Genomic DNA, 20336 nt, shown 5'->3' with positions numbered 1-20336 from the left:
ATTTTTTAGAGGACGTCATTAAATGAATCAGGCAACGGGGCTAACCCGCATTATTAAAGCAGCGGGATACTCATGGAAAGGATTGCGTGCCGCGTGGCAGAATGAGGCAGCATTCCGTCAGGAAACGGCGCTGGTTGTGGTGGCGATAGCGCTGGCAACATGGCTGGATGTGACGATTATCGAACGTATTTTATTAATTAGCTCAGTGGTGTTGATCGCGATTTTTGAAATTATTAACAGCGCGATTGAAGCGGTGGTTGATCGCATTGGCACCGAGCGTCATGAGTTGTCAGGCCGGGCTAAAGATATGGGGTCTGCGGCGGTATTGGTCACGATTTTTCTGGCTCTGTTTGTTTGGGTGAGCATTCTTTATAGTCATTTTTTCTGAGTTATCTCATAAATATATCTTTTTAAGGTTTCCATCCAATGGATACCTGTATATACTCACAGCATAACTGTATATAAAAACAGGTTGAGGGAATCCAGAGATGAAAGCATTAACCGCCAGACAGCAGCAAATTTATGACATGATTCGTGACCATATCAGTCAGTCAGGTATGCCTCCAACTCGTGCTGAGATTGCCCAAACTTTGGGGTTTAAGTCGCCTAATGCGGCTGAAGAACATTTGAAAGCGTTGGCGCGTAAAGGCGTTATTGAGATTGTTACCGGTGCCTCAAGGGGTATTCGTCTGTTGATGGAAACCGAGCAAGAGGGGCTGCCACTGATTGGTCGTGTGGCTGCAGGAGAACCGTTGCTGGCGCAGGAACATATTGAAAACCACTATCAAGTTGATCCTGCTTTGTTTAAACCTCATGCTGATTTTTTGCTGCGGGTTAGCGGTATGTCAATGAAAGATATTGGTATTATGGACGGTGATTTACTGGCGGTACATAAAACTCAAGATGTACGTAACGGTCAGGTTGTGGTTGCCAGAATTGATGATGAAGTGACGGTTAAGCGCTTGAAGAAGCAAGGTAACGTTGTTCAGCTATTACCTGAAAATGAAGAGTTTTCACCTATCGAGGTTGATTTACGTGAGCAAAGCCTGACCATCGAAGGGCTTGCGGTTGGCGTGATTCGCAACGGCGATTGGATGTAATTTTATACTGATTGGCTTCTGATGCAGAAGTACGATACAAAAAAGCGCCTTTGGGCGCTTTTTTATTGCTGCAATATATTGGACATTATTTCTTCGTCAGAAAAATGCCATCCATTAAATTATTTTTATGTTGTTTTAGTCGGGCAATATCGTAATGGCTGGTTAATAGCAAAGTATAAAGTTTATTCTGATAGTTCATGAGTACAAATATACCGGAGATATCCTGATTCCCGTCTTTGGTACTGACCTCAAGCTGTTCAGTTGAGACTTCACCATAAACCTCGGTACTGCGTTTTAATTTGGCTGATTGAAACTCAAAGCTTTCGGCAATGGCGTCAACTTCATCTTTCAACTGAACGCTATCTTCTAACTGTTGAGCGGAGATTCGTCCCAGCAGATTTGGGTCAATTTCATTTTTTAACAGCCAAATAGATGACAGATCGGTTTCTACCAGTTCCCAGTTGTCCGATAGTTGACCGGGTAGGCCCGTTATCTCCGTCCAGTTTTGTACGGAAGTATGATGCTGATTATCATCAATAAGTTTCATGAGCTCATCAGTCGCCCTGGCAGGGGTATTTGATAATGTCCCAGCAATAGTCAGAAGCGCCCATATAAACTGCTTCATTGTTGTTTTCCTTGGAAAATTACCCCTAACATTAGGGGAATAGCATAGTGATTAATGATCGAGGTTACTTATAGTTAGTATGATGAGAATATATCCTTTATTGACGGGGGAATAAAATAAAAAATACGAATAGGATGATATCCTGATTCAATTGAGTAATTTGATTTTATATGTTGGTTTTAATGTTTTTTCTCTGGTAAAGGGGTTTTTAATTTGATTAACCTATTGTTAATTAAATATTTATCGATATGAGGTCTATTGTTAATAATAAAATAATTCATTTAACTTTATAGCGTTATGACTATTTTTACACAATAAATGAAATCGTGGGGTATTCTAAAATAATGATTTAAATATTAATTAATAATAATTAATTTAGATAACTTACTTAGGCTTTTACACACTTAGAACAAACACCGTGTGTTTCTAACACGCTGTGCTGAATAGTAAAATGACTTTTCTCCGCTAACTCTTCTAATAACCGATCGATGCCTTGTGCATGATATTCAGTCACTAATCCACAGCTATCACAGATAAATAAGGCTGAAGTATGCAGTGGTTCGCCAACGTGATGGCACACGACATAGCTGTTTGTTGACTCGATTTTATGAATGAATCCTTGTTCTAATAAAAAGTCGAGGGCGCGATAAACTGTTGGCGGCTTGGCCTGAGGTTCAGATAAACGCAGCAGGTCTAATAAATCGTAAGCGCTAATCGCATTTTTTTGTTCGGCCATCAAACGTAGGACTAACTGACGCTGTGGCGTTAACCGCACGGCGCGTTGTTCACAGAGCTTTTGAACTTTAGCCAACATTAACTCAATATTGATCGATTTCATTGTTATCTCTTTTATTGACCATCTTGCTATAGATTCTACCATGCTTAGGGCGGCAATCGATAGGGCTTCGCTATCCGCTGAGGATTAAGTCCGGTCAGTTATAGCTGAGATCTGTTTTTTCTATGGTAGAATATGTGCCCTATATATTCTGTTAATTCCCTTAAATTTATTTATCAACAGAAACAACTATCTGATAGCCGTTAATTCATAATGAATTCTGATAAAACACATCCTTACCCGATGCAGCGCTTTTCCGTTGCACCGATGCTTGACTGGACCGATCGTCATTGCCGTTATTTTCATCGTTTGCTGAGTGGGCAGACTCTGCTGTATACCGAAATGATTACTACCGGCGCCATACTGTTTGGCAAAGGTGACTATCTGGCCTATAGCCAGGAAGAGCAACCTGTAGCACTACAACTGGGCGGCAGCGATCCGCAGGCGCTGGCTGAGTGCGCCCGGCGGGCTGAGGCCTTAGGCTATAGCGAGATTAATCTGAATGCCGGTTGTCCTTCCGATCGAGTACAGAACGGTCGTTTCGGCGCTTGTTTAATGGCAGAACCCGAGCTGGTGGCTGACTGCGTTAAAGCGATGAAAGACGCAGTGTCGATTCCAGTGACGGTAAAGACCCGAATTGGTATTGATGATTCTGACAGTTATGAATTCCTTCAGCGTTTTATCACTGTGGTTTCAGAGCAGGGTGATTGTGATAACTTCACGCTTCATGCGCGTAAGGCTTGGCTTTCTGGCTTGAGCCCGAAAGAAAACCGTGAGATACCTCCGTTGGACTATCCGCGCGTTTATCAAGTGAAGCAGGAATTCCCTCATCTGACTATTGCGATTAACGGTGGTATTAAAACCCTGGAGCAGGCTAAAGAACATTTGCAATACGTTGATGGCGTCATGATGGGCCGGGAAGCGTATCAAAATCCGGGGATACTAGCCCAAGTAGATCGCGAGTTGTTCGGCATTGAGGGAGATATTCGTCAGGCATCCGATGTGGTAGAGGCGATGTACCCTTATATTGAACAGGAGCTGTCCAAAGGCACCTATCTTGGTCATATAACTCGCCATATGCTGGGATTGTTTCAGGGAATACCCGGAGCACGCCAGTTCCGCCGACATTTGAGTGAGAATGCTCATAAGGCCGGTGCCGATGTTGAGGTTTTGCGGCAAGCGCTGGCTTTGGTGACGGGGAAGGATAGTTAGTTGAGTTTGAGTAAGAGAGTGAAGATAGCTTCTGGGCTTACTGCTTGTTAGTTAAGCTTAATGACAGCAAAGGTTTCGTCCACAATTAGTACAAAGAATAAAATCAACTTGGGTGCACGTGGCCGAGCAGGGTGCGTTAAGGGCGAACGCCCCCTGCACCCCCGCGCCTTCGCCCATCATCCTTGATGGGCGTGCTCCCTCACTCAGTTGTCGGCTGAATTCCAGCGCTTAATAAAAAGGGCAAAAGATAGCACTCATTCGTGCCCAGCCAAATTCCTCGGGCGATAAGGTGCTTGCAGAATCGAGACCTCTTCATCACTCAGCGTGAGAGACAAAGACGCTACTGCATCATCTAAATGATGGGGTTTACTGGCTCCGATAATCGAAGACGTAATCCCCGGGCGGCTATTTACCCAAGCCAGTGCAACCTGAGCCGGAGGTACACCTCGTCCAGCGGCAATCTGTTCAACGGCAGCGACAATGGCATCTTCCTCAGCCTGATGGTTATACCAGCTATGAGCCGGGTCATCAGTGGTGGCGCGGAGGGTTTGGTTTTTTCTGGAGCCGGTGAGGACGCCGCGGGCAAGCGGTGACCACGGCGTGACGGCAATCCCCATTTCATTGCACAGCGGCAACATTTCTCGCTCTTCTTCACGATAAATTAAATTATAGTGATTCTGCATGGAGACAAATTTAGCCAGCCCGTGTTGCTCCTGTAGCGCTAACATCCGCATAAATTGCCATGAATGCATCGAAGAAGCGCCAATATAGCGAGCCTTTCCTGAACGAACCACGGTATCCAGTGCTTCAATGGTTTCCTCAATGGAGGTTTCTGGATCAAAACGATGGATGATATAGAGATCAACGTAATCGGTGCCCAGACGTTTCAGAGACGCATCAATACTCTTCAGAATATGTTTACGTGACAGACCGCGATCGTTTGGGTTATCACTCATTGGCTGAAAGACTTTGGTGGCAATCACCACATCATCTCGCGGCACCGCGCTTAATAGCGTTTTACCAAGCACTTCTTCGCTAGCGCCTAAGGAGTACATATCGGCGGTGTCGAAAAAGTTAATGCCGAGATCCAACGCCTTCTTGATAAAAGGTCTGGTGGCGTTTTCGTCCAAGACCCAGTCGCGCCATTGCGGACTGCCGTAAGTCATACAGCCGAGACAGAGTGGGGATACTTTGATGCCGGTAGAGCCAAAACGAACGTATTTCATTTGGAATCTCCTGTCTTATCGTGAGTTGGGTGGCTACAGTAGCCACTAATTTTTTTATCAAGGACCAGCAGGCAGTTTTGTAGTTCAGCTAAGCGGGCACGGACATTTTCACGGTGATCCTCCAGCAGCATACGGCGTTGATCTTCAGTTGCGGAACCCGCTGCAACCAATTCAACATAGCGCAGCATATCGCGTAGCGGCATGCCGGTGGTTCTCATTTTGCTAAGAAAATCTATGCGATTGAGGGTGGCTTCATCGTAGTGGCGCTGACCTGAGGCGTCACGGTGAACGTGAGGCAGTAAGCCGAGACGTTCATAATAACGTAAGGTATGTGCCGTGAGTCCGGTTCTTTTGGCCAGCGTACCGATTTTCATATAACAGACCTGTTCGTGAGAAGTGGTACCACCTTAAAGGTTAGAGTGCACTCTAGGTCAAGTAGAAAATGGTTTTGTTGACGAAATTGTCAGAGATACGCAGGCAGCGGTTGCTACCTGCGCAGAGGATAAAAATTAGTAAATACCGACCACTACGTGTTTATCATCGTTAAGACAGCGGCGATAAAACTGTAACAGTTCCGTCAGCGCTTGCTCCAGCTCAGTGAACAAAGAATCTTTATCCTGTGAAAGCCAGATGTCCGGGTAGATATCATTATCGTTTAGCTGCTGAGGATTAAACTGAGCTTTCAGCGATGGTAGATCCACTTTTTCCAGCGCAGCGATAATTTCTGGCAGTTCATTATTACCGATGGCGGCAATAAAATTCTCCTCATCCATCACATGCACGCCCACGATGGCATCGCTTAAAGGACTGTCTTCTAACGGAGTGCTGGCAGAGGTTCCAGTGAGAATAAAGTGCAGCCCATCCCACATTTTACCGATATCCAGCGTATCGTTTTCTTCCTCAAGCTCTTCTAATTCATCAAGCAAGGTTTGCTCGTTAAGTTCGATCAGGTTACTCAATTCATTTTCGCTGATAGCGGTATAGCAGGCTTGTATTCCCATGGCGGATATCCGTATGTCAGTTGTCTGGGCACATCATAAAGCAGCGCCGGCGTTTAATCACTACCGGCGTTCAGTGGTATTAGGGGATTAGCAGGCATGAACCTGATGTCGCCCGACTTTCCAGGGTTTTATGAGCCCTTACGGCATCTTTCAACGGGAACTGTTGTTCCGATGGAACATTAACGCTAATGGCACCGCTGGCAATCATAGAAAATAGTTCGTTAGCCGCATGCTGCAATAGTTGCTTCGTGGTGATGTAATTGCCAAGGGAAGGTCGAGTGACAAACAGTCCGCCTTTCTGATTCAAAATCCCTAAGTCCACGCCAGTGACTGCGCCAGAGGAGTTACCGAAGCTGATCATCAGACCATGAGGCTTCAGGCAGTCTAATGATGCCAGCCAAGTTGATTTACCAACCGAGTCATAGACCACATTGACTTTTTCACCGTTGGTCAGAGCCACGACTCTTTCGGCAATATTTTCTGTTCGATAGTTAATGACTGCCCAGGCGCCATCTCGTTTGGCCTGCTCGGCTTTCTCCGCGGAGCCAACGGTAGCAATAAGCTTTATCCCCAGCGCTTTAGCCCACTGACAGGCAATTCGACCGACTCCTCCTGCGGCGGCATGAAACACGATGGTTTCTCCCGGCCTAACTTTATAGGTCATATGTAACAGGTAATAGACGGTGAGTCCTTTCAGGAAAGAAGCGGCGGCCTGCTCAAAAGAGATGGCATTGGGTAGTTTGGCGACGTTATCCGCAGGTACGCAATGATATTCGCTGTAGGCACCCAGCGCTGACTGCGCGTAAACCACGCGGTCACCCACGTGAATATGTGTAACGCCAGCGCCAACCTTCTCTACGACACCTGCCGCTTCAGTCCCTAAACCGGAAGGAAGCGATGGCGGAGGGTATAAACCGCTGCGGACATAGGTATCGATGTAGTTAATCCCAATTGCTTTATTGGCAACCAGAACCTCATGTTCAGCCGGTTCTCTGGGAGTGAAATCTACATAATTCAGTACATCAGGCCCGCCGGTGACGGAAAACTCGATACGCTTAGCCATAGTCTATACTCCGGGATAGTGAAGGATTATTAGCCGATATCATTTAAATTTAGTATAACAGCCATGTTGATCGTTGGGTCAGTTGCTATCATCGCGTATACTGAATGACTGTTCTCTTTTAATCGTAACCGTAATCGGATCGTTGACAACCCCATGGCAGGCAAAACACCTTTTAATAATAAACAAAACTTCCGTACTGAGCGGTCAGTCGACCGTCAAATGGAAGGGCTAAAGATGCCACCTCATTCCCTTGAGGCCGAGCAATCGGTGCTCGGTGGCCTGATGTTGGATAATGAACGCTGGGATAACGTTTCTGAGCGGGTTACGGCGAATGACTTTTACAGTCGTCCACACCGCACCGTCTTTGCTGAAATGCAGCGCTTGCTGGAGCAAGGGAAACCAATCGACCTGATTACTTTATCAGAGTCACTGGAACAAAAAGGTGAGCTCGATCAGGTGGGTGGATTCGCCTATCTGGCTGAATTGTCGAAAAACACACCAAGTGCGGCCAACATCGGTGCTTATGCGGATATCGTGCGCGAACGTGCGGTTGTGCGTGAGATGATTTCGGTAGCCAATGAGATTGCTGATGCCGGTTACGATCCTCAGGGGCGTACCAGTGAAGATTTGCTGGATTTAGCCGAATCTCGGGTTTTCCAGATCGCGGAAAGCCGCAGTAATAAAGATGAAGGCCCCAAAAGCATCGATCAGATTTTGGAAGAGACGGTATCCCGTATCGAACAGCTGTATCAGCGCCCTCATGATGGGGTAACTGGCGTATCCAGCGGCTTTGTTGATCTGGATAAAAAAACTGCTGGGTTCCAAAAGTCTGACCTGATCATTGTTGCTGCTCGTCCGTCCATGGGTAAAACCACGTTCGCCATGAACCTGTGTGAAAACGCAGCCATGATGCAGGATAAACCGGTACTGATCTTCAGTCTGGAGATGCCCTGCGAACAGATTATGATGCGTATTTTAGCCTCCCTTTCTCGCGTCGATCAGACCAAAATCCGTACCGGTCAACTGGATGATGAAGATTGGGCGCGCATTTCCAGCACTATGGGAATTTTGCTGGAAAAACGCAATATGTATATTGATGACTCCTCCGGTCTGACGCCGACGGAAGTTCGTTCCCGTGCCCGGCGTATTTTCCGTGAACACGGTGGCATTAGCCTGATCATGATTGACTACCTGCAATTAATGCGGGTTCCGGCATTGTCTGATAACCGAACCTTGGAAATTGCCGAAATTTCCCGTTCTTTAAAAGCCTTGGCAAAAGAACTTCAGGTGCCGGTGATTGCGCTATCCCAGCTTAACCGTAGTCTGGAGCAGCGAGCGGATAAACGTCCGGTTAACTCCGACTTACGTGAATCGGGTTCGATTGAGCAGGATGCCGACGTGATTATGTTTATCTATCGTGACGAAGTGTATAACGAAAACAGTGAAGAAAAGGGCGTAGCTCAGATTATTCTCGGTAAGCAGCGTAACGGCCCAATTGGTTCTGTGCGTTTAGCCTTCCACGGTCAGTGGTCGCGTTTTGATAATTATGCCGGTCCGCAATTTGATGATGAGTAAGCGGGTTTAAAACTCAGCCTATGCCTGATAATGTTTATTATCAGGCTATTTCATACTGACTTCACAAACCTAACGTAAAAGTTATGCCTTATCCGTGGAATCCGCTTTATTTGCATCGATTCCATACTGCATTAATGTGTTAACTAAGGATTTAAAATGATCTCGGCAACAGCGGTAATCGATCGCGGTGCATTAAAACATAATTTACAGCAAATCCGCCAAATGGCTCCCGATAGCCGCATTATTGCCGTGGTCAAAGCTAATGCCTACGGGCATGGTTTATTAGACGTTGCCCATACGCTTCCTGATGCAGACTGTTTTGGCGTAGCGCGAATTGAAGAAGCGTTAATGCTGCGTTCTGGCGGTGTGATTAAGCCGATTTTATTGTTAGAAGGTTTTTTCTGTGCAGAAGATTTACCGATGTTGGCGGTGAATAACATTGAAACAGTGGTGCATAACATTGAACAGCTACAGGCACTGGAGCAGATAGAGTTAGATCGCCCGGTACAGGTTTGGATGAAGCTGGATACTGGTATGCATCGTTTGGGCGTTCGTCCTGAGCAAGCGGAAGCATTCTATCAGCGGTTAAGCGCCTGTGAGAATGTAGTACAGCCGGTAAATATTATGAGCCATTTTAGCCGTTCAGATGAGCCTGAAGTGGATACCACCCGTAAGCAAATCGACTGCTTTGATGCTTTTGTTAATGACAAGCCCGGACTGAAAACCTTAGCGGCCTCGGGCGGCATATTATTATGGCCAGAGGCGCACCGTGATTGGATCCGCCCCGGTATTATTCTGTACGGCGTATCACCATTAGCAGCCAACTTTGCCGATCATTATGGCCTTAAGGCGGCGATGACGCTAAAAGCCAGTCTGATTGCGGTACGTGAGCATAAAGCGGGCGAAGCAGTAGGCTACGGCGGGGCATGGGTCAGCGAGAGAGATACGCGTTTAGGGGTGATTGCTATTGGTTATGGCGATGGCTATCCACGAGATGCGCCAAACGGTACTCCGGTGCTGGTGAATGGCCGCATCGTGCCGCTAGTTGGGCACGTTTCAATGGACATGATTACGGTAGATTTAGGGCCGGATGCCACGGATAACGTGGGGGATGAAGCGACCATTTGGGGGCCAGAGCTACCGGTGGAAACTATTGCTAAATATACCGGTATTATTCCTTATGAGCTGATCACTAAACTGACAGCGCGAGTAGCGTGTCGATATATTGATTAACCGACCCTGAGCGAATAACAACGCCCGGCATTGAGATTTCATGCCGGGCGTTTTATTTTACTAATACGTTAAATTGTCAGTTTTAATCTTCACTTTCCAGCTTTTCACGGCGGCTTGGATGATATTCATGGTTAAGCTTAGCCACGGCAATGGTGGCTACGGTATTACCGATAATATTGGTAACGGCCAGTGCCATTGACATAAAGCGGTAAACCCCAAACATCACCGCCACGCCTTCCAGCGGTAGCAAACCGGTGGTAGTAATAGTGGCAGCAAATACCACAAAAGCACCGCCGGAAACCGTTGCCGCACCCTTGGAGGTGAGCAGCATAATAATCAGAATACCAAATAACTGTTCAATACTGAGTGGAATACCATAAGCATTGGCCAGGAAGATGACGCCCATCGACATATAGATGGAAGTCCCATCGAGGTTAAAAGCGTAGCCTGTAGGCAGTACCAGACCGACGGTTTGGCGGGATACACCATACTTAGGGAGTTTCTCTAACAGTCGGGGAAGTACGCTCTCGGAAGACGCAGTACCGAAGGTGATATACAGCTCTTCGCGAATAAATTTAATAATATCAAACAGATTAAGCTTAAAGATGGCACAGACCGTACCCAGTACAATAATAATAAACAGGATCAGCGTCAGATAGAACGCTAACACCAGATAAGTCAGCTTAATCAGCATATCCACGCCGTTACTGCCGACCGCATAAGCAATCGCACCGAAGGTACCAATCGGAGCCAGCAGCATAATCACGTAGATAAACTTAAAGAAGGCTTTAGCGATAAAGTTAAGGGCATTCTCTACCACTACACGCTCTTTTTCTTTCAGTAACAGGATACCAAAGCCAAACATCAGCGCCAGCACCAATACCTGCAATAGATTGTTGGTGGAGAAGGCACCAACAAAGCTATCGGGGAATATCTCCAGAAAGAATTGACCAAAGGATTTTGGGGCTGCATGGGAAGCTTGAATCAGGCTGGCTGCCTGTGAGTTCACATGGCTTTCGGTTAATACCGTACCGCTACCTACGCTCAGCAATTCACCCATACCGAAACCAAACAGGATAGCGATCGTCGAAACGATTTCAAAGTAGATAATGGCGGTTAAGCCGACCTTGCCCACCTGCTTAATGTCACCAGCTGCACCGATACCTAATGCCACGGTCAGAAAGATCAGTGGGGCAACCGCACTTTTTATCAGGCGCAGGAAGATATCTCCGAGCAACTTAAGGCTGGTGGCAAATTCAGGCCAGATAAACCCCACCAGAATACCGAGGATCATACTGACGGCAATTTGGAATCCGAGGCCTTTCCAAAACGCTTTTTTAGGGGGAGAAGATAATGATGTTTTATCTTGCTCCATGGTTTGCGAGTGGTTTGTCATAGAAGCTGCCTTAACTATCGTTCGTGTAGGAATATTTATAAGAATATGTAAAACGAGAGGAATAATGCTTAGGTTAGAAAATAACCGTCGCGAATGACCTACAGGTTGCTATGCTTTATTCGCGTTGCGGATTAAAGCACGAAAATTCATTCTTATGGTTTATTTATTATGGGTTCAACATCATATTGCTGTTATAGAGCCTTAACAGTGTTTTCGCCAAGGTACCGGCATGAAATTTATGATCTTACTAGCAGAATGATAATACAAAACAGAAAAAGCATTTTTTAATCATGCATTACTTCTTTATTTTTGTTAAACGCCATGGTTAATCAACTAAATTGTTGTGTTAAACCTCTCTAAATGAGCGCGTTTTTTCATAAAGTCAGTATTTATCATTATCTTTCAGATTATTGGGTTTATCCGGTTCCCTACCTGAAATGCAGTTTTGCTAGATTAGCCTAATTGGTCAGATTTAATTTGATCTAAATAGTGTATAAAAGCGATTCAGCAATAAAATATTGTCTTTAGTTGGTTTGAATGTATCAATATGGTGATTAAATAAATAAACAAAAATAAAATCATTAGATTTTCAGGAATAGATAACATGGATAAAGAAAGCCTGATTGAATATTGTTTGACTAAATTGGGAACCGAGCATGACTATCAGCCGCTTTGGGGGGCTGAACGGGTAAAGGTTTCTGGTAAGATATTTGCTATTTTTAGTGAGCTTGATGGCCGACCGTGTATGGCATTGAAATGTCCACCTGAATTAGCTGAACAAATGCGTACCAAATATAAAGAGGTTATTCCCGGCTACCATCTGAATAAGGCATTATGGAACACGCTGTTTCTTGATGGTGCGCTGGAGCAGGCTTTCCTACACCAGATGATTGACGTTTCTTATCATGAGGTTCTGTCTAAGCTACCAAAGCGAATACAGCAGATACTGGCCAAAAATACGAGCTTGGATTGAGCACCTTTGGCCGTGAGAGAGGGGGCAACCAGTACGGGAGCACAGCCGATTTTTCGGATAGGCTGTTATTACTTCTCTGCTTTATTATATTTTTAATTAAATAACAATAAAAAATTAAGGATTAATGAGAAATATCTTACCGTATTTTTGTTATATATAAATAGGCGCTTATTTTTACCGGTTAAATAATAGCGTATTATCTTTTATATGAGAAAAATTAATCTAATTTAAATCTCTGCTCATATTAATAGAATTATTGTATAATAAGAAAAAATATAATGTATCGGCAGGTTTTTATCATTATGATAATCAGTCGGTTATGAGAGTGACATGACACATTACCGGAATATTTTGAATGGATTCTGTTAAAAAACAAAAGCAGTTTTTCAAGGGAGTTTCCTTTTGTATTATATTGATTTTATGGGGAAGCGCGCTTGTTTTATATATCACCGGCCATCTGTTGCTGAGCGTTATTTCATCTACGCTCTCGCTGTTGTTCTTTCTTTATTTAACCAACTTAAGGACGAAGTTTTCATTTATGTTCAAGAAAAAAATATCAAACGTTTCAGCCAACGTAATTCCCCCAGTGGCAATCACATCAGCCTCGGATAATGAATTAAACGCTCCTTCAGACGGTGTAGATCTGCGCCAGCGTTGCACTATCATTGCCAGAAATGCCGTATTTTCCGGTAATATTGAAGACAATGGTGATATCCGAATTTATGGCAAAGTGATTGGTAATATCAATATTACTGAGGGAGCGATCCGGGTGATGAGTACCGGATATGTTAAAGGGGAATTGAACGCACCAGAAATTATTATTGATGGTGAGGTGAGCGGCAGATGCTTCGCTGAAAATATTGATATTCTTGAACACGGTACACTACGCGGTATTACCTGCTGTCGTAATTTCTCGATTAAGCGCGGTGGCGTTTTTGTTGGTCAGTCAGAAGAGTGGACGCCGAAGGCGATTTCTGAGGTAGATGAAGCTGAGTATCAGCAGATTGAATCGAACAATACTCGTCCTGACGCTCAGTTGTATATTGTGCCGGATGAAGATGCGTTAGAAGCTGAAGAACAACCTGCCTGATGGCGAGAATTAAAGAACAAGCTTAACGTTCAGGATAGTGATTAAAAGGGTTGAACCAGCAGGCTCAACCCTTTTCTATTTTAGCCTTTATCCAGAATAGGCTTCAGGAAACGGGCAGTATGGGATTCTGCACATTCGGCTACGGTTTCCGGCGTTCCTGCCACCAGAATTTGGCCGCCGCCGCTGCCGCCTTCCGGACCAAGATCGACAATCCAGTCTGCGGTCTTGATCACATCCAGATTGTGTTCGATAACCACAATGGTGTTGCCCTGATCGCGTAACTGGTGCAGAACCACCAACAGTTGCTCAATATCGGCAAAATGCAGGCCGGTAGTGGGTTCATCCAGAATATACAGGGTTTGACCGGTGCCGCGTTTGGACAATTCTTTAGCAAGCTTGACTCGCTGGGCTTCCCCACCGGATAACGTGGTGGCTGATTGACCTAAACGGATATAGGACAGGCCAACATCTATCAATGTTTGGAGCTTACGAGACAGGGCTGGCACCACGTCGAAGAATTCACGAGCATCTTCCACCGTCATATCCAGCACTTCATGAATGCTCTTGCCTTTGTATTTCACTTCCAGCGTTTCGCGGTTGTAGCGCTTACCCTTACACTGGTCGCAAGGAACATAGACATCCGGTAGAAAGTGCATTTCTACTTTAATCACGCCGTCGCCCTGACAGGCCTCACATCGACCACCGCGCACGTTAAAGCTGAAGCGGCCTGGGTTATAACCACGCGCCCTTGATTCAGGTACGCCGGCGAATAGTTCACGAATTGGGGTAAAGATACCAGTATAGGTTGCCGGGTTAGAACGCGGCGTACGTCCGATAGGGCTCTGGTCGATATCGATCACTTTATCGAAGTGTTCCAGACCGGTGATCTCTTTATAAGGTGCCACGTCATCACCCGTCGCACCGTTTAACTGGCGCTGAGCGACCGGATACAGGGTATCGTTGATTAACGTCGATTTACCCGAACCGGATACGCCGGTAATACAAGTGAATAGGCCGACCGGAATGGTCAGCGTGACGTTTTTCAGGTTATTACCGGTTGCGCCAATGACTTTTAATACCTTAGAGGCATCGGCAGGAATACGTTTTTTCGGGATCTCAATTTTGCGTTTGCCTGACAGATATTGCCCGGTTAACGATTCCGGCACCTTCATGATATCGTCAACGGTACCTTCAGCCACGATGCTACCACCGTGAACGCCAGCACCCGGGCCAATATCAATAACATAGTCGGCTTCGCGGATCGCGTCTTCATCATGTTCAACCACAATCACGGTATTACCCAGATTGCGTAAATGGATCAGGGTATCTAGCAGACGCTGGTTGTCTCGCTGGTGCAGGCCGATAGACGGCTCATCCAGCACGTACATCACGCCCACTAAGCCCGCACCGATTTGGCTGGCTAAGCGAATACGCTGGGCTTCACCACCGGACAGGGTTTCTGCCGAACGGGATAAAGACAGGTAATTCAGGCCAACGTTAACCAAGAACTTCAGACGATCGCCGATTTCTTTCAGAATTTTTTCCGCAATTTGCGCGCGTTGTCCTTGTAGCGAAAGGGCTCCAAAGAACTTTAGCGCATCGCCGATGCTCAGTTCGGAAATTTCTGGCAGGGTGGTATCTTCCACAAAAACGTGGCGGGCTTCTTCCTTCAGGCGAGTACCGCCGCAGGAAGTACATGAGCGGTTGCTAATAAATTTAGCCAGCTCTTCACGCACCGCGGTAGATTCGGTTTCTTTATAGCGGCGCTCCATATTGTGCAGAACGCCTTCAAACGGATGCTTACGTACCGTGGTATCGCCACGGTCGTTGACGTATTTAAATTCGATATTCTCTTTACCGGAACCGTTAAGTATCACTTTCTGGACGGTTTCCGGCAGGTTTTCAAACGGAGTTTCTACGTCAAACTTATAGTGTTCGGCCAGAGAACGAATCATCTGGAAGTAGTAGAAACTACGGCGATCCCAACCACGGATAGCGCCGCCAGCCAGAGAGAGCTCCCGATTCTGCACCACTCGATCTGGATCGAAATATTGCTGTACCCCTAAGCCATCACAGGTTGGGCAAGCACCCGCTGGGTTGTTAAATGAGAACAGGCGGGGTTCCAGCTCACGCATGCTATAGCCGCAGACCGGACAGGCAAAGTTGGCAGAGAAGAGTAACTCTTCGGCCTTGTCGTTATCCATATCAGCAATTACGGCGCTACCGCCAGAGAGTGCCAGCGCGGTTTCAAACGATTCCGCTAATCGCTGAGCCATATCTTCACGGACTTTAAAGCGATCGACTACCACTTCAATGGTGTGTTTTTTCTGTAGTTCCAGCTTGGGGGGATCGGATAAGTCACACACTTCGCCATCAATACGTGCGCGAATGTAGCCCTGGGTCGCCAGATTTTCCAGCGTCTTAATGTGTTCACCTTTACGGTCTTTTACCACCGGGGCTAACAGCATTAAGCGCGAGCCTTCCGGCAAGGTTAATACGTTATCCACCATTTGGCTGACGGTTTGCGCCGCCAACGTAATATTATGGGTTGGACAGCGTGGCTCACCAACTCGGGCAAACAACAGGCGCAGATAATCGTGGATTTCAGTAATGGTACCAACGGTTGAACGCGGGTTGTGTGAGGTTGATTTCTGCTCAATGGAAATGGCCGGGGAAAGACCTTCAATATGGTCTACATCTGGTTTTTCCATCAGCGAGAGAAATTGACGTGCATAGGCTGATAAGGATTCGACGTAGCGGCGCTGCCCCTCTGCATAAAGGGTATCAAACGCTAATGATGACTTACCTGAACCAGAAAGTCCGGTCACAACAATCAGCTTGTTGCGTGGCATCGTCAGGTTAATGTTTTTTAAGTTGTGGGTGCGGGCGCCCCGGACTTCGATCTTATCCATTTCAACATGCCTTAACTAAGTTTGCTTCTGACACCGATCTGACAATTATTACACAAAGTGAACTGAATGGATATACAGTGCTATGATGAGATTTAGCTCACATTGCTATCATAAATCGTGCTGAAATATGACAGTCAATATTTTCAAGCTATTGGCGGTTATTCTCACGAACTGCGGAAGGTTCGGCGAGTCGGTTTTTAACCATAATGATATAGTCTCGACCAGAGAAGTTGGCACCGATGCAGAAAGTTTCGCAAGGGGTAAAAAGACGGTTTTTCGCTGGCTAGCGCAGCAAAACACCGGTTAATTTTGCTAAACTTAGTGACAGCAATAATGCAACAGTGTTTATGTTGTATTAAAGTTTGTGTACTGAATTCCATTTTTTACGAGTAGTGTCCTTCGTCCATTGCCATGCTACAATCGTTGGATAAAAATCGTAGATCTGTTTACTCATCAGGAGAATCGACATGGCCAGCAGAGGCATAAATAAAGTAATTCTAGTCGGAAATCTGGGCCAGGACCCGGAAATTCGTTATATGCCTAATGGTGGTGCTGTAGCGAATATTACCATCGCTACTTCTGAAAGCTGGCGGGACAAGCAAACCGGTGAGCAAAAAGAGCGTACTGAATGGCACCGTGTCGCAATTTTCGGCAAATTAGCGGAAATTGCCGGTGAATATCTGCGTAAAGGCTCGCAGGTGTATATTGAAGGTCAACTGCAAACCCGTAAGTGGCAGGATCAGAGCGGCCAAGATCGCTATACCACGGAAGTGGTTGTTAACATCGGCGGCGTTATGCAGATGTTAGGCGGCCGTCAAGGCGGTGGTGAAGGTCAGTCAGCGCCACAAGGTAGCTGGGGTCAACCACAGCAGCCACAGGCTCAGGCTTCTCGCCCGGCAGCTCAACAGCAAAGCAGCGCACCAGCCGCTCCGCAGAACGAACCACCAATGGATTTTGATGACGATATTCCGTTCTAAGGTTTATCTGATTTAGCCCCAATATTTAATCAGCCCCGTCACAACGGGGCTTTTTTATTACGATGAAACCCTTTGTCATAACCGGATATTTATCATACTGTTATATCTTCACGACTGAATGGACATTGAATAGTGTTATTGCTCTCTGTGTACAGTAAGTTTAAAAATATCAATCCATTGCTGGCGATTGTCCCGCCGTTGTTTCTGTTGTTCCTGCTACCGTTTCTGCACGTCTCTTCATCGGTTACCGTGATTATTGCCTTGCTGCTTCTAGCCGCGATGATTTCACTGTTCCGGCAGCGGGAGCGTGCTTTGGCTGTGCTCATTTTTATTGGATTATCAGTTATCTGGATTTGGCACGCCTATTTTACCTGGCAAGGGTATTACTGGGTGAATGCGCGGGAGCTGGAGTCGCTGGCTCATCAAATTACGACGTATGGCAAAATTCAATCTTTGGATATGGGCATTGATGATAGCTATCAGGATGGCGATCGCACGGTTCGTTATGATTCCTATCGTTTTCTGAATGGTACTCGGATTACGCTTTATCAGGATGGACACGATCCTTCTCCTGATTCAGGGAAGCCGATATGGTTTATTGACTCCTATTGCCAGCAGCATGAAATCTCTTTGAAAGTCTATTATCAGATGCGGGATGAGTTAGAACGGTTGAAAATTAATGGCTTTAGCCTGATGGATAATGGGGATATCTCTTTTAACCTGTGGAGAAAAGGAGGGGTACCCTGGACCATTAATCTGGTGCGTATTGCAGATGGGACTCATCCTCTCGACGGTGATACGTTAGAAAAGCTTAATGCACACTGGTATATTGCTACCTATTCGTAGTTCACAGAACGATAGCATCAATATGTTATCCTAAATCATCAGCCGTTCAGACCACCGGAGAAAGCGAATGGATAGACATGAGTATTATATGAATATTGCCATGGCGGTGCGTAAAAAGGCTAACTGCCTCGGTCGTAAAGTCGGCGGGGTGATGGTTAAGGATAATCGCATTATTTCCACCGGTTATAATGGTACGCCGGAAGGGATTACCAACTGCACCGATGGTGGCTGTGTTCGCTGTCGGGATCGCGCTGCGTATAAAGCCAGCGTAGGTTATGACGTGTGTATCTGCGTTCATGCCGAACAGAACGCGATTATTTCAGCTGCGCGTTTTGGTAATCCAGTTGAAGGTTCAGTGGTGTATTCAACGCTACGCCCATGCTTTGACTGCACCAAATCAATGCTACAGGCCAAGGTTCAGGCAATCTATTATCTCCACGACTGGAAACACCCGATTGGTGAATTACAGGAACAATATGAGCTGCTACAGGGGCAATTCCCCGGCGGCGTGCATCAGGTTGAGATGGTCGATCCTGAAGCGGATTGGGCGAATGGTGTTACGTTACCGGTGGCTTAGTATTATTCATTATAATAAGGGCCGGTATTCCTACTCATTGAGATTGTTGAAAAACTTTTTAGATTAAGTGCAGTGAATATTCCGGTCGTCATTAATGTTAAGAAAATATAACCATCGAGCGCGACCGGACAGGGATGTTTTTTAGCTCTAATGTGCGTCGGGCCTAGCCAGGCTACGGGCACTCCGGCAGCTAAAGCTGCTACGACCCCCACGCCCGTCTCTCCCTCCGATTGATTATTTAGGGGCATTAATGCTCAATTTATAGAGTCAGGGATACGTGCCCTTAGCATATCAAAACTCATCGGTGACATTTTGCCACTGGCTGAGGTTAGGTCTTTGCTGATCGCGGAAGTACGCGGTAAACATCTGCACCGCTTTATCCATTTCCAGCGTGGTATAGCGATAGTGAGTAAAGTCCTCACCGTTTACCAGACGCGTTTCCAGCATATATTGCTGATCCGTTAGCGCCGCCTGTAGATAGATTGAATCTTCAATAGGGCTTTCTGGTGCCAGGACAATAAAGCTGCTCACATCATCGGATAAATTCACCACCGCTTGTTCCAACTGATGAATATCAACTGCGGGTAAGACATGACCATCGACCATAAGTTGGAATTTCATACGCTATTGGCTCTCTGCCTAAAGGACAAGGCGGTATGTTTAACCGCCTGTTGAAGTAGGAATAGTAAAGTATTGGCGTATAGATTTGCTACTGATTCTGTTTGTTAATTTCAGCCCCCGCTGGGGGCTGATTTTTCCCCAGCGGCATACGCAGTCGCTGAGCCAGAATAACGCCGATTAGTGAAACGCCGCCGCCAATAATGTGGTAGCTGTGCAGCGGTTCACGCAGGAAGATTATGGCAATAATCGCGGTGAATACCGGTGTCAGATTCATAAACAGCGCGGTTTTACTGGCGCCCAACTTCATTACGCCATGAATCCAGACATAAGGTGCAATGACTGAGGCCGGGATGCCAGCAAACAGCACCAAAGGAATATTTTCTGCATTGAGGGAGACATCTGCCGCCATCAAGAAATCCGGTAGCAGCAGCAGCGCACCAAAGAATGCCTGCATATATAACGATTGCCAGTTAGGTAACGCCATCGCCCAACGTTTGGTTAATACGCCATATAGCGCATAGGCCGTTGCCGCCGTGAGCATCATCAGTTCGCCTTTACCTATGCCAATGGTTAATAGCTGAGCGGGATGTCCACCGCTGATCAACCAGACCAGCCCGGCGAAAGATAACAGGCCTCCGACCAAGGTGCCCAGCGTAGGAGGCGTGCGCAGGATAATAATACTCAGCAGCACCGTTAGCAGTGGGATAAGGGAAATAAAAATACCAATAGTCAGGGCACTGATGGTGTAAGCCGCGTAGTAGGCTAAGCTCTGATACAGCGCCATTCCCAGCAGACCGAGTATTAATAGCTTCCACCAGTAGGGATAGATGTTTTTTCTGTTGCGGATAACGCCGGGTAAAATAAATGGTGTTAGTACGATGAGCGCCAGCAGCCAGCGATAAAACGAGATGGCGGCCGGATCGATAGCGCCAGCCGATAGCTTATTAACAATGGCATTAATAGCCCAAATCAGGACAGCAAGCAGAGGATAAAGCGCAGCCATATAGAATCTCACACGGGTTTAATTGAGCGACAGAGTGTACATCTGTCTTGTTTGGTATATATACTTCATAT

The 20336-nt window shown here is 46.2% G+C and carries 20 protein-coding genes; 10 read left to right on the top strand and 10 right to left on the bottom strand.

The window, feature by feature from the left end; all coding sequences use genetic code 11:
• Positions 1–22 precede the first annotated feature (22 nt).
• Both EL341_RS15030 and lexA read left to right on the top strand, forming a co-directional pair.
• Complete coding sequence (locus tag EL341_RS15030) at positions 23–388, top strand: diacylglycerol kinase (protein WP_126468122.1); 366 nt, start codon at positions 23–25, stop codon at positions 386–388.
• A 100-nt stretch (positions 389–488) separates the two neighbouring features.
• Positions 489–1100 carry a transcriptional repressor LexA gene (gene lexA / locus EL341_RS15025; RefSeq protein WP_047782056.1) on the top strand — a complete coding sequence of 204 codons (612 nt, stop codon included), beginning with the start codon at positions 489–491 and terminating at the stop codon, positions 1098–1100.
• Between the two features lie 85 nt (positions 1101–1185).
• Here the strand turns inward: lexA and EL341_RS15020 are convergent, their stop codons facing one another.
• Complete coding sequence (locus tag EL341_RS15020; RefSeq protein ID WP_074821530.1) at positions 1186–1725, bottom strand: hypothetical protein; 540 nt, start codon at positions 1723–1725, stop codon at positions 1186–1188.
• A 388-nt stretch (positions 1726–2113) separates the two neighbouring features.
• Positions 2114–2563: a zinc uptake transcriptional repressor Zur gene (gene zur / locus EL341_RS15015; protein ID WP_047782054.1), complete on the bottom strand. Its 450-nt coding sequence runs from the start codon at positions 2561–2563 to the stop codon at positions 2114–2116.
• Between the two features lie 210 nt (positions 2564–2773).
• Here zur and dusA point away from each other — a divergent pair, with 210 nt between their 5' ends.
• The gene (gene dusA / locus EL341_RS15010; protein ID WP_074821534.1) at positions 2774–3772 is read left to right on the top strand and encodes a tRNA dihydrouridine(20/20a) synthase DusA; all 999 of its coding nucleotides are present in this window, start codon (positions 2774–2776) and stop codon (positions 3770–3772) included.
• A gap of 254 nt (positions 3773–4026) precedes the next feature.
• Here the strand turns inward: dusA and EL341_RS15005 are convergent, their stop codons facing one another.
• The 4 genes from EL341_RS15005 to EL341_RS14990 all read right to left on the bottom strand — a co-directional run bounded on the left by EL341_RS15005 (position 4027) and on the right by EL341_RS14990 (position 7062).
• The gene (locus EL341_RS15005) at positions 4027–4998 is read right to left on the bottom strand and encodes an aldo/keto reductase (protein ID WP_114987089.1); all 972 of its coding nucleotides are present in this window, start codon (positions 4996–4998) and stop codon (positions 4027–4029) included.
• The gene (locus EL341_RS15000; RefSeq protein WP_074821540.1) at positions 4995–5372 is read right to left on the bottom strand and encodes a MerR family transcriptional regulator; all 378 of its coding nucleotides are present in this window, start codon (positions 5370–5372) and stop codon (positions 4995–4997) included. The genes EL341_RS15005 and EL341_RS15000 overlap by 4 nt, the downstream gene beginning before the upstream one ends.
• Positions 5373–5507: 135 nt before the next feature.
• A complete protein-coding gene (locus EL341_RS14995; protein WP_126468121.1) occupies positions 5508–5999 on the bottom strand; it encodes a YfbM family protein in 492 nt (163 codons plus the stop codon).
• Positions 6000–6078: 79 nt separating this feature from the next.
• The gene (locus tag EL341_RS14990) at positions 6079–7062 is read right to left on the bottom strand and encodes a quinone oxidoreductase (RefSeq protein ID WP_047782049.1); all 984 of its coding nucleotides are present in this window, start codon (positions 7060–7062) and stop codon (positions 6079–6081) included.
• Positions 7063–7215: 153 nt separating this feature from the next.
• On the opposite strand from EL341_RS14990, the gene dnaB reads away from it, so the two are divergent.
• Positions 7216–8637, top strand: a complete 1422-nt coding sequence (gene dnaB / locus EL341_RS14985; RefSeq protein ID WP_126468120.1) for a replicative DNA helicase — start codon at positions 7216–7218, stop codon at positions 8635–8637.
• 156 nt (positions 8638–8793) lie between these two features.
• A complete protein-coding gene (gene alr / locus EL341_RS14980) occupies positions 8794–9870 on the top strand; it encodes an alanine racemase (RefSeq protein WP_047782047.1) in 1077 nt (358 codons plus the stop codon).
• An 82-nt stretch (positions 9871–9952) separates the two neighbouring features.
• On the opposite strand, the gene EL341_RS14975 is transcribed toward alr, so the two are convergent.
• A complete protein-coding gene (locus EL341_RS14975; RefSeq protein WP_082118996.1) occupies positions 9953–11266 on the bottom strand; it encodes a cation:dicarboxylate symporter family transporter in 1314 nt (437 codons plus the stop codon).
• 604 nt (positions 11267–11870) lie between these two features.
• On the opposite strand from EL341_RS14975, the gene EL341_RS14970 reads away from it, so the two are divergent.
• Both EL341_RS14970 and EL341_RS14965 read left to right on the top strand, forming a co-directional pair.
• Positions 11871–12239, top strand: coding sequence for an MmcQ/YjbR family DNA-binding protein (locus EL341_RS14970; RefSeq protein WP_047782046.1), 369 nt, complete (start codon positions 11871–11873; stop codon positions 12237–12239).
• 538 nt (positions 12240–12777) lie between these two features.
• A complete protein-coding gene (locus EL341_RS14965; protein ID WP_082119045.1) occupies positions 12778–13329 on the top strand; it encodes a bactofilin family protein in 552 nt (183 codons plus the stop codon).
• A gap of 80 nt (positions 13330–13409) precedes the next feature.
• Here EL341_RS14965 and uvrA read toward each other — a convergent pair whose 3' ends face one another.
• Complete coding sequence (gene uvrA / locus EL341_RS14960; RefSeq protein WP_047782045.1) at positions 13410–16241, bottom strand: excinuclease ABC subunit UvrA; 2832 nt, start codon at positions 16239–16241, stop codon at positions 13410–13412.
• 467 nt (positions 16242–16708) lie between these two features.
• On the opposite strand from uvrA, the gene EL341_RS14955 reads away from it, so the two are divergent.
• From EL341_RS14955 to EL341_RS14945, 3 genes are all read left to right on the top strand, one after another.
• Positions 16709–17218: a single-stranded DNA-binding protein gene (locus EL341_RS14955; RefSeq protein WP_047782044.1), complete on the top strand. Its 510-nt coding sequence runs from the start codon at positions 16709–16711 to the stop codon at positions 17216–17218.
• A gap of 132 nt (positions 17219–17350) precedes the next feature.
• Positions 17351–18064 (top strand): hypothetical protein, encoded by a 714-nt coding sequence (locus EL341_RS14950; protein WP_074821550.1) that lies wholly within the window; start codon positions 17351–17353, stop codon positions 18062–18064.
• A gap of 67 nt (positions 18065–18131) precedes the next feature.
• A complete protein-coding gene (locus EL341_RS14945; RefSeq protein ID WP_071845516.1) occupies positions 18132–18641 on the top strand; it encodes a deoxycytidylate deaminase in 510 nt (169 codons plus the stop codon).
• Positions 18642–18932: 291 nt separating this feature from the next.
• Here the strand turns inward: EL341_RS14945 and EL341_RS14940 are convergent, their stop codons facing one another.
• Together EL341_RS14940 and EL341_RS14935 are read right to left on the bottom strand one after the other, a co-directional pair.
• Positions 18933–19262, bottom strand: coding sequence for a hypothetical protein (locus EL341_RS14940; protein ID WP_074821555.1), 330 nt, complete (start codon positions 19260–19262; stop codon positions 18933–18935).
• 88 nt (positions 19263–19350) lie between these two features.
• Complete coding sequence (locus EL341_RS14935) at positions 19351–20265, bottom strand: DMT family transporter (protein ID WP_074821558.1); 915 nt, start codon at positions 20263–20265, stop codon at positions 19351–19353.
• Positions 20266–20336: the final 71 nt, after the last annotated feature.

The sequence above is a fragment of the Pragia fontium genome, from assembly GCF_900638655.1.
Lineage (GTDB): Bacteria > Pseudomonadota > Gammaproteobacteria > Enterobacterales > Enterobacteriaceae > Pragia > Pragia fontium.
The sequence above is the reverse complement of the archived record's forward strand: the minus strand, read 5'-3'. Positions and strand labels throughout refer to the sequence as shown.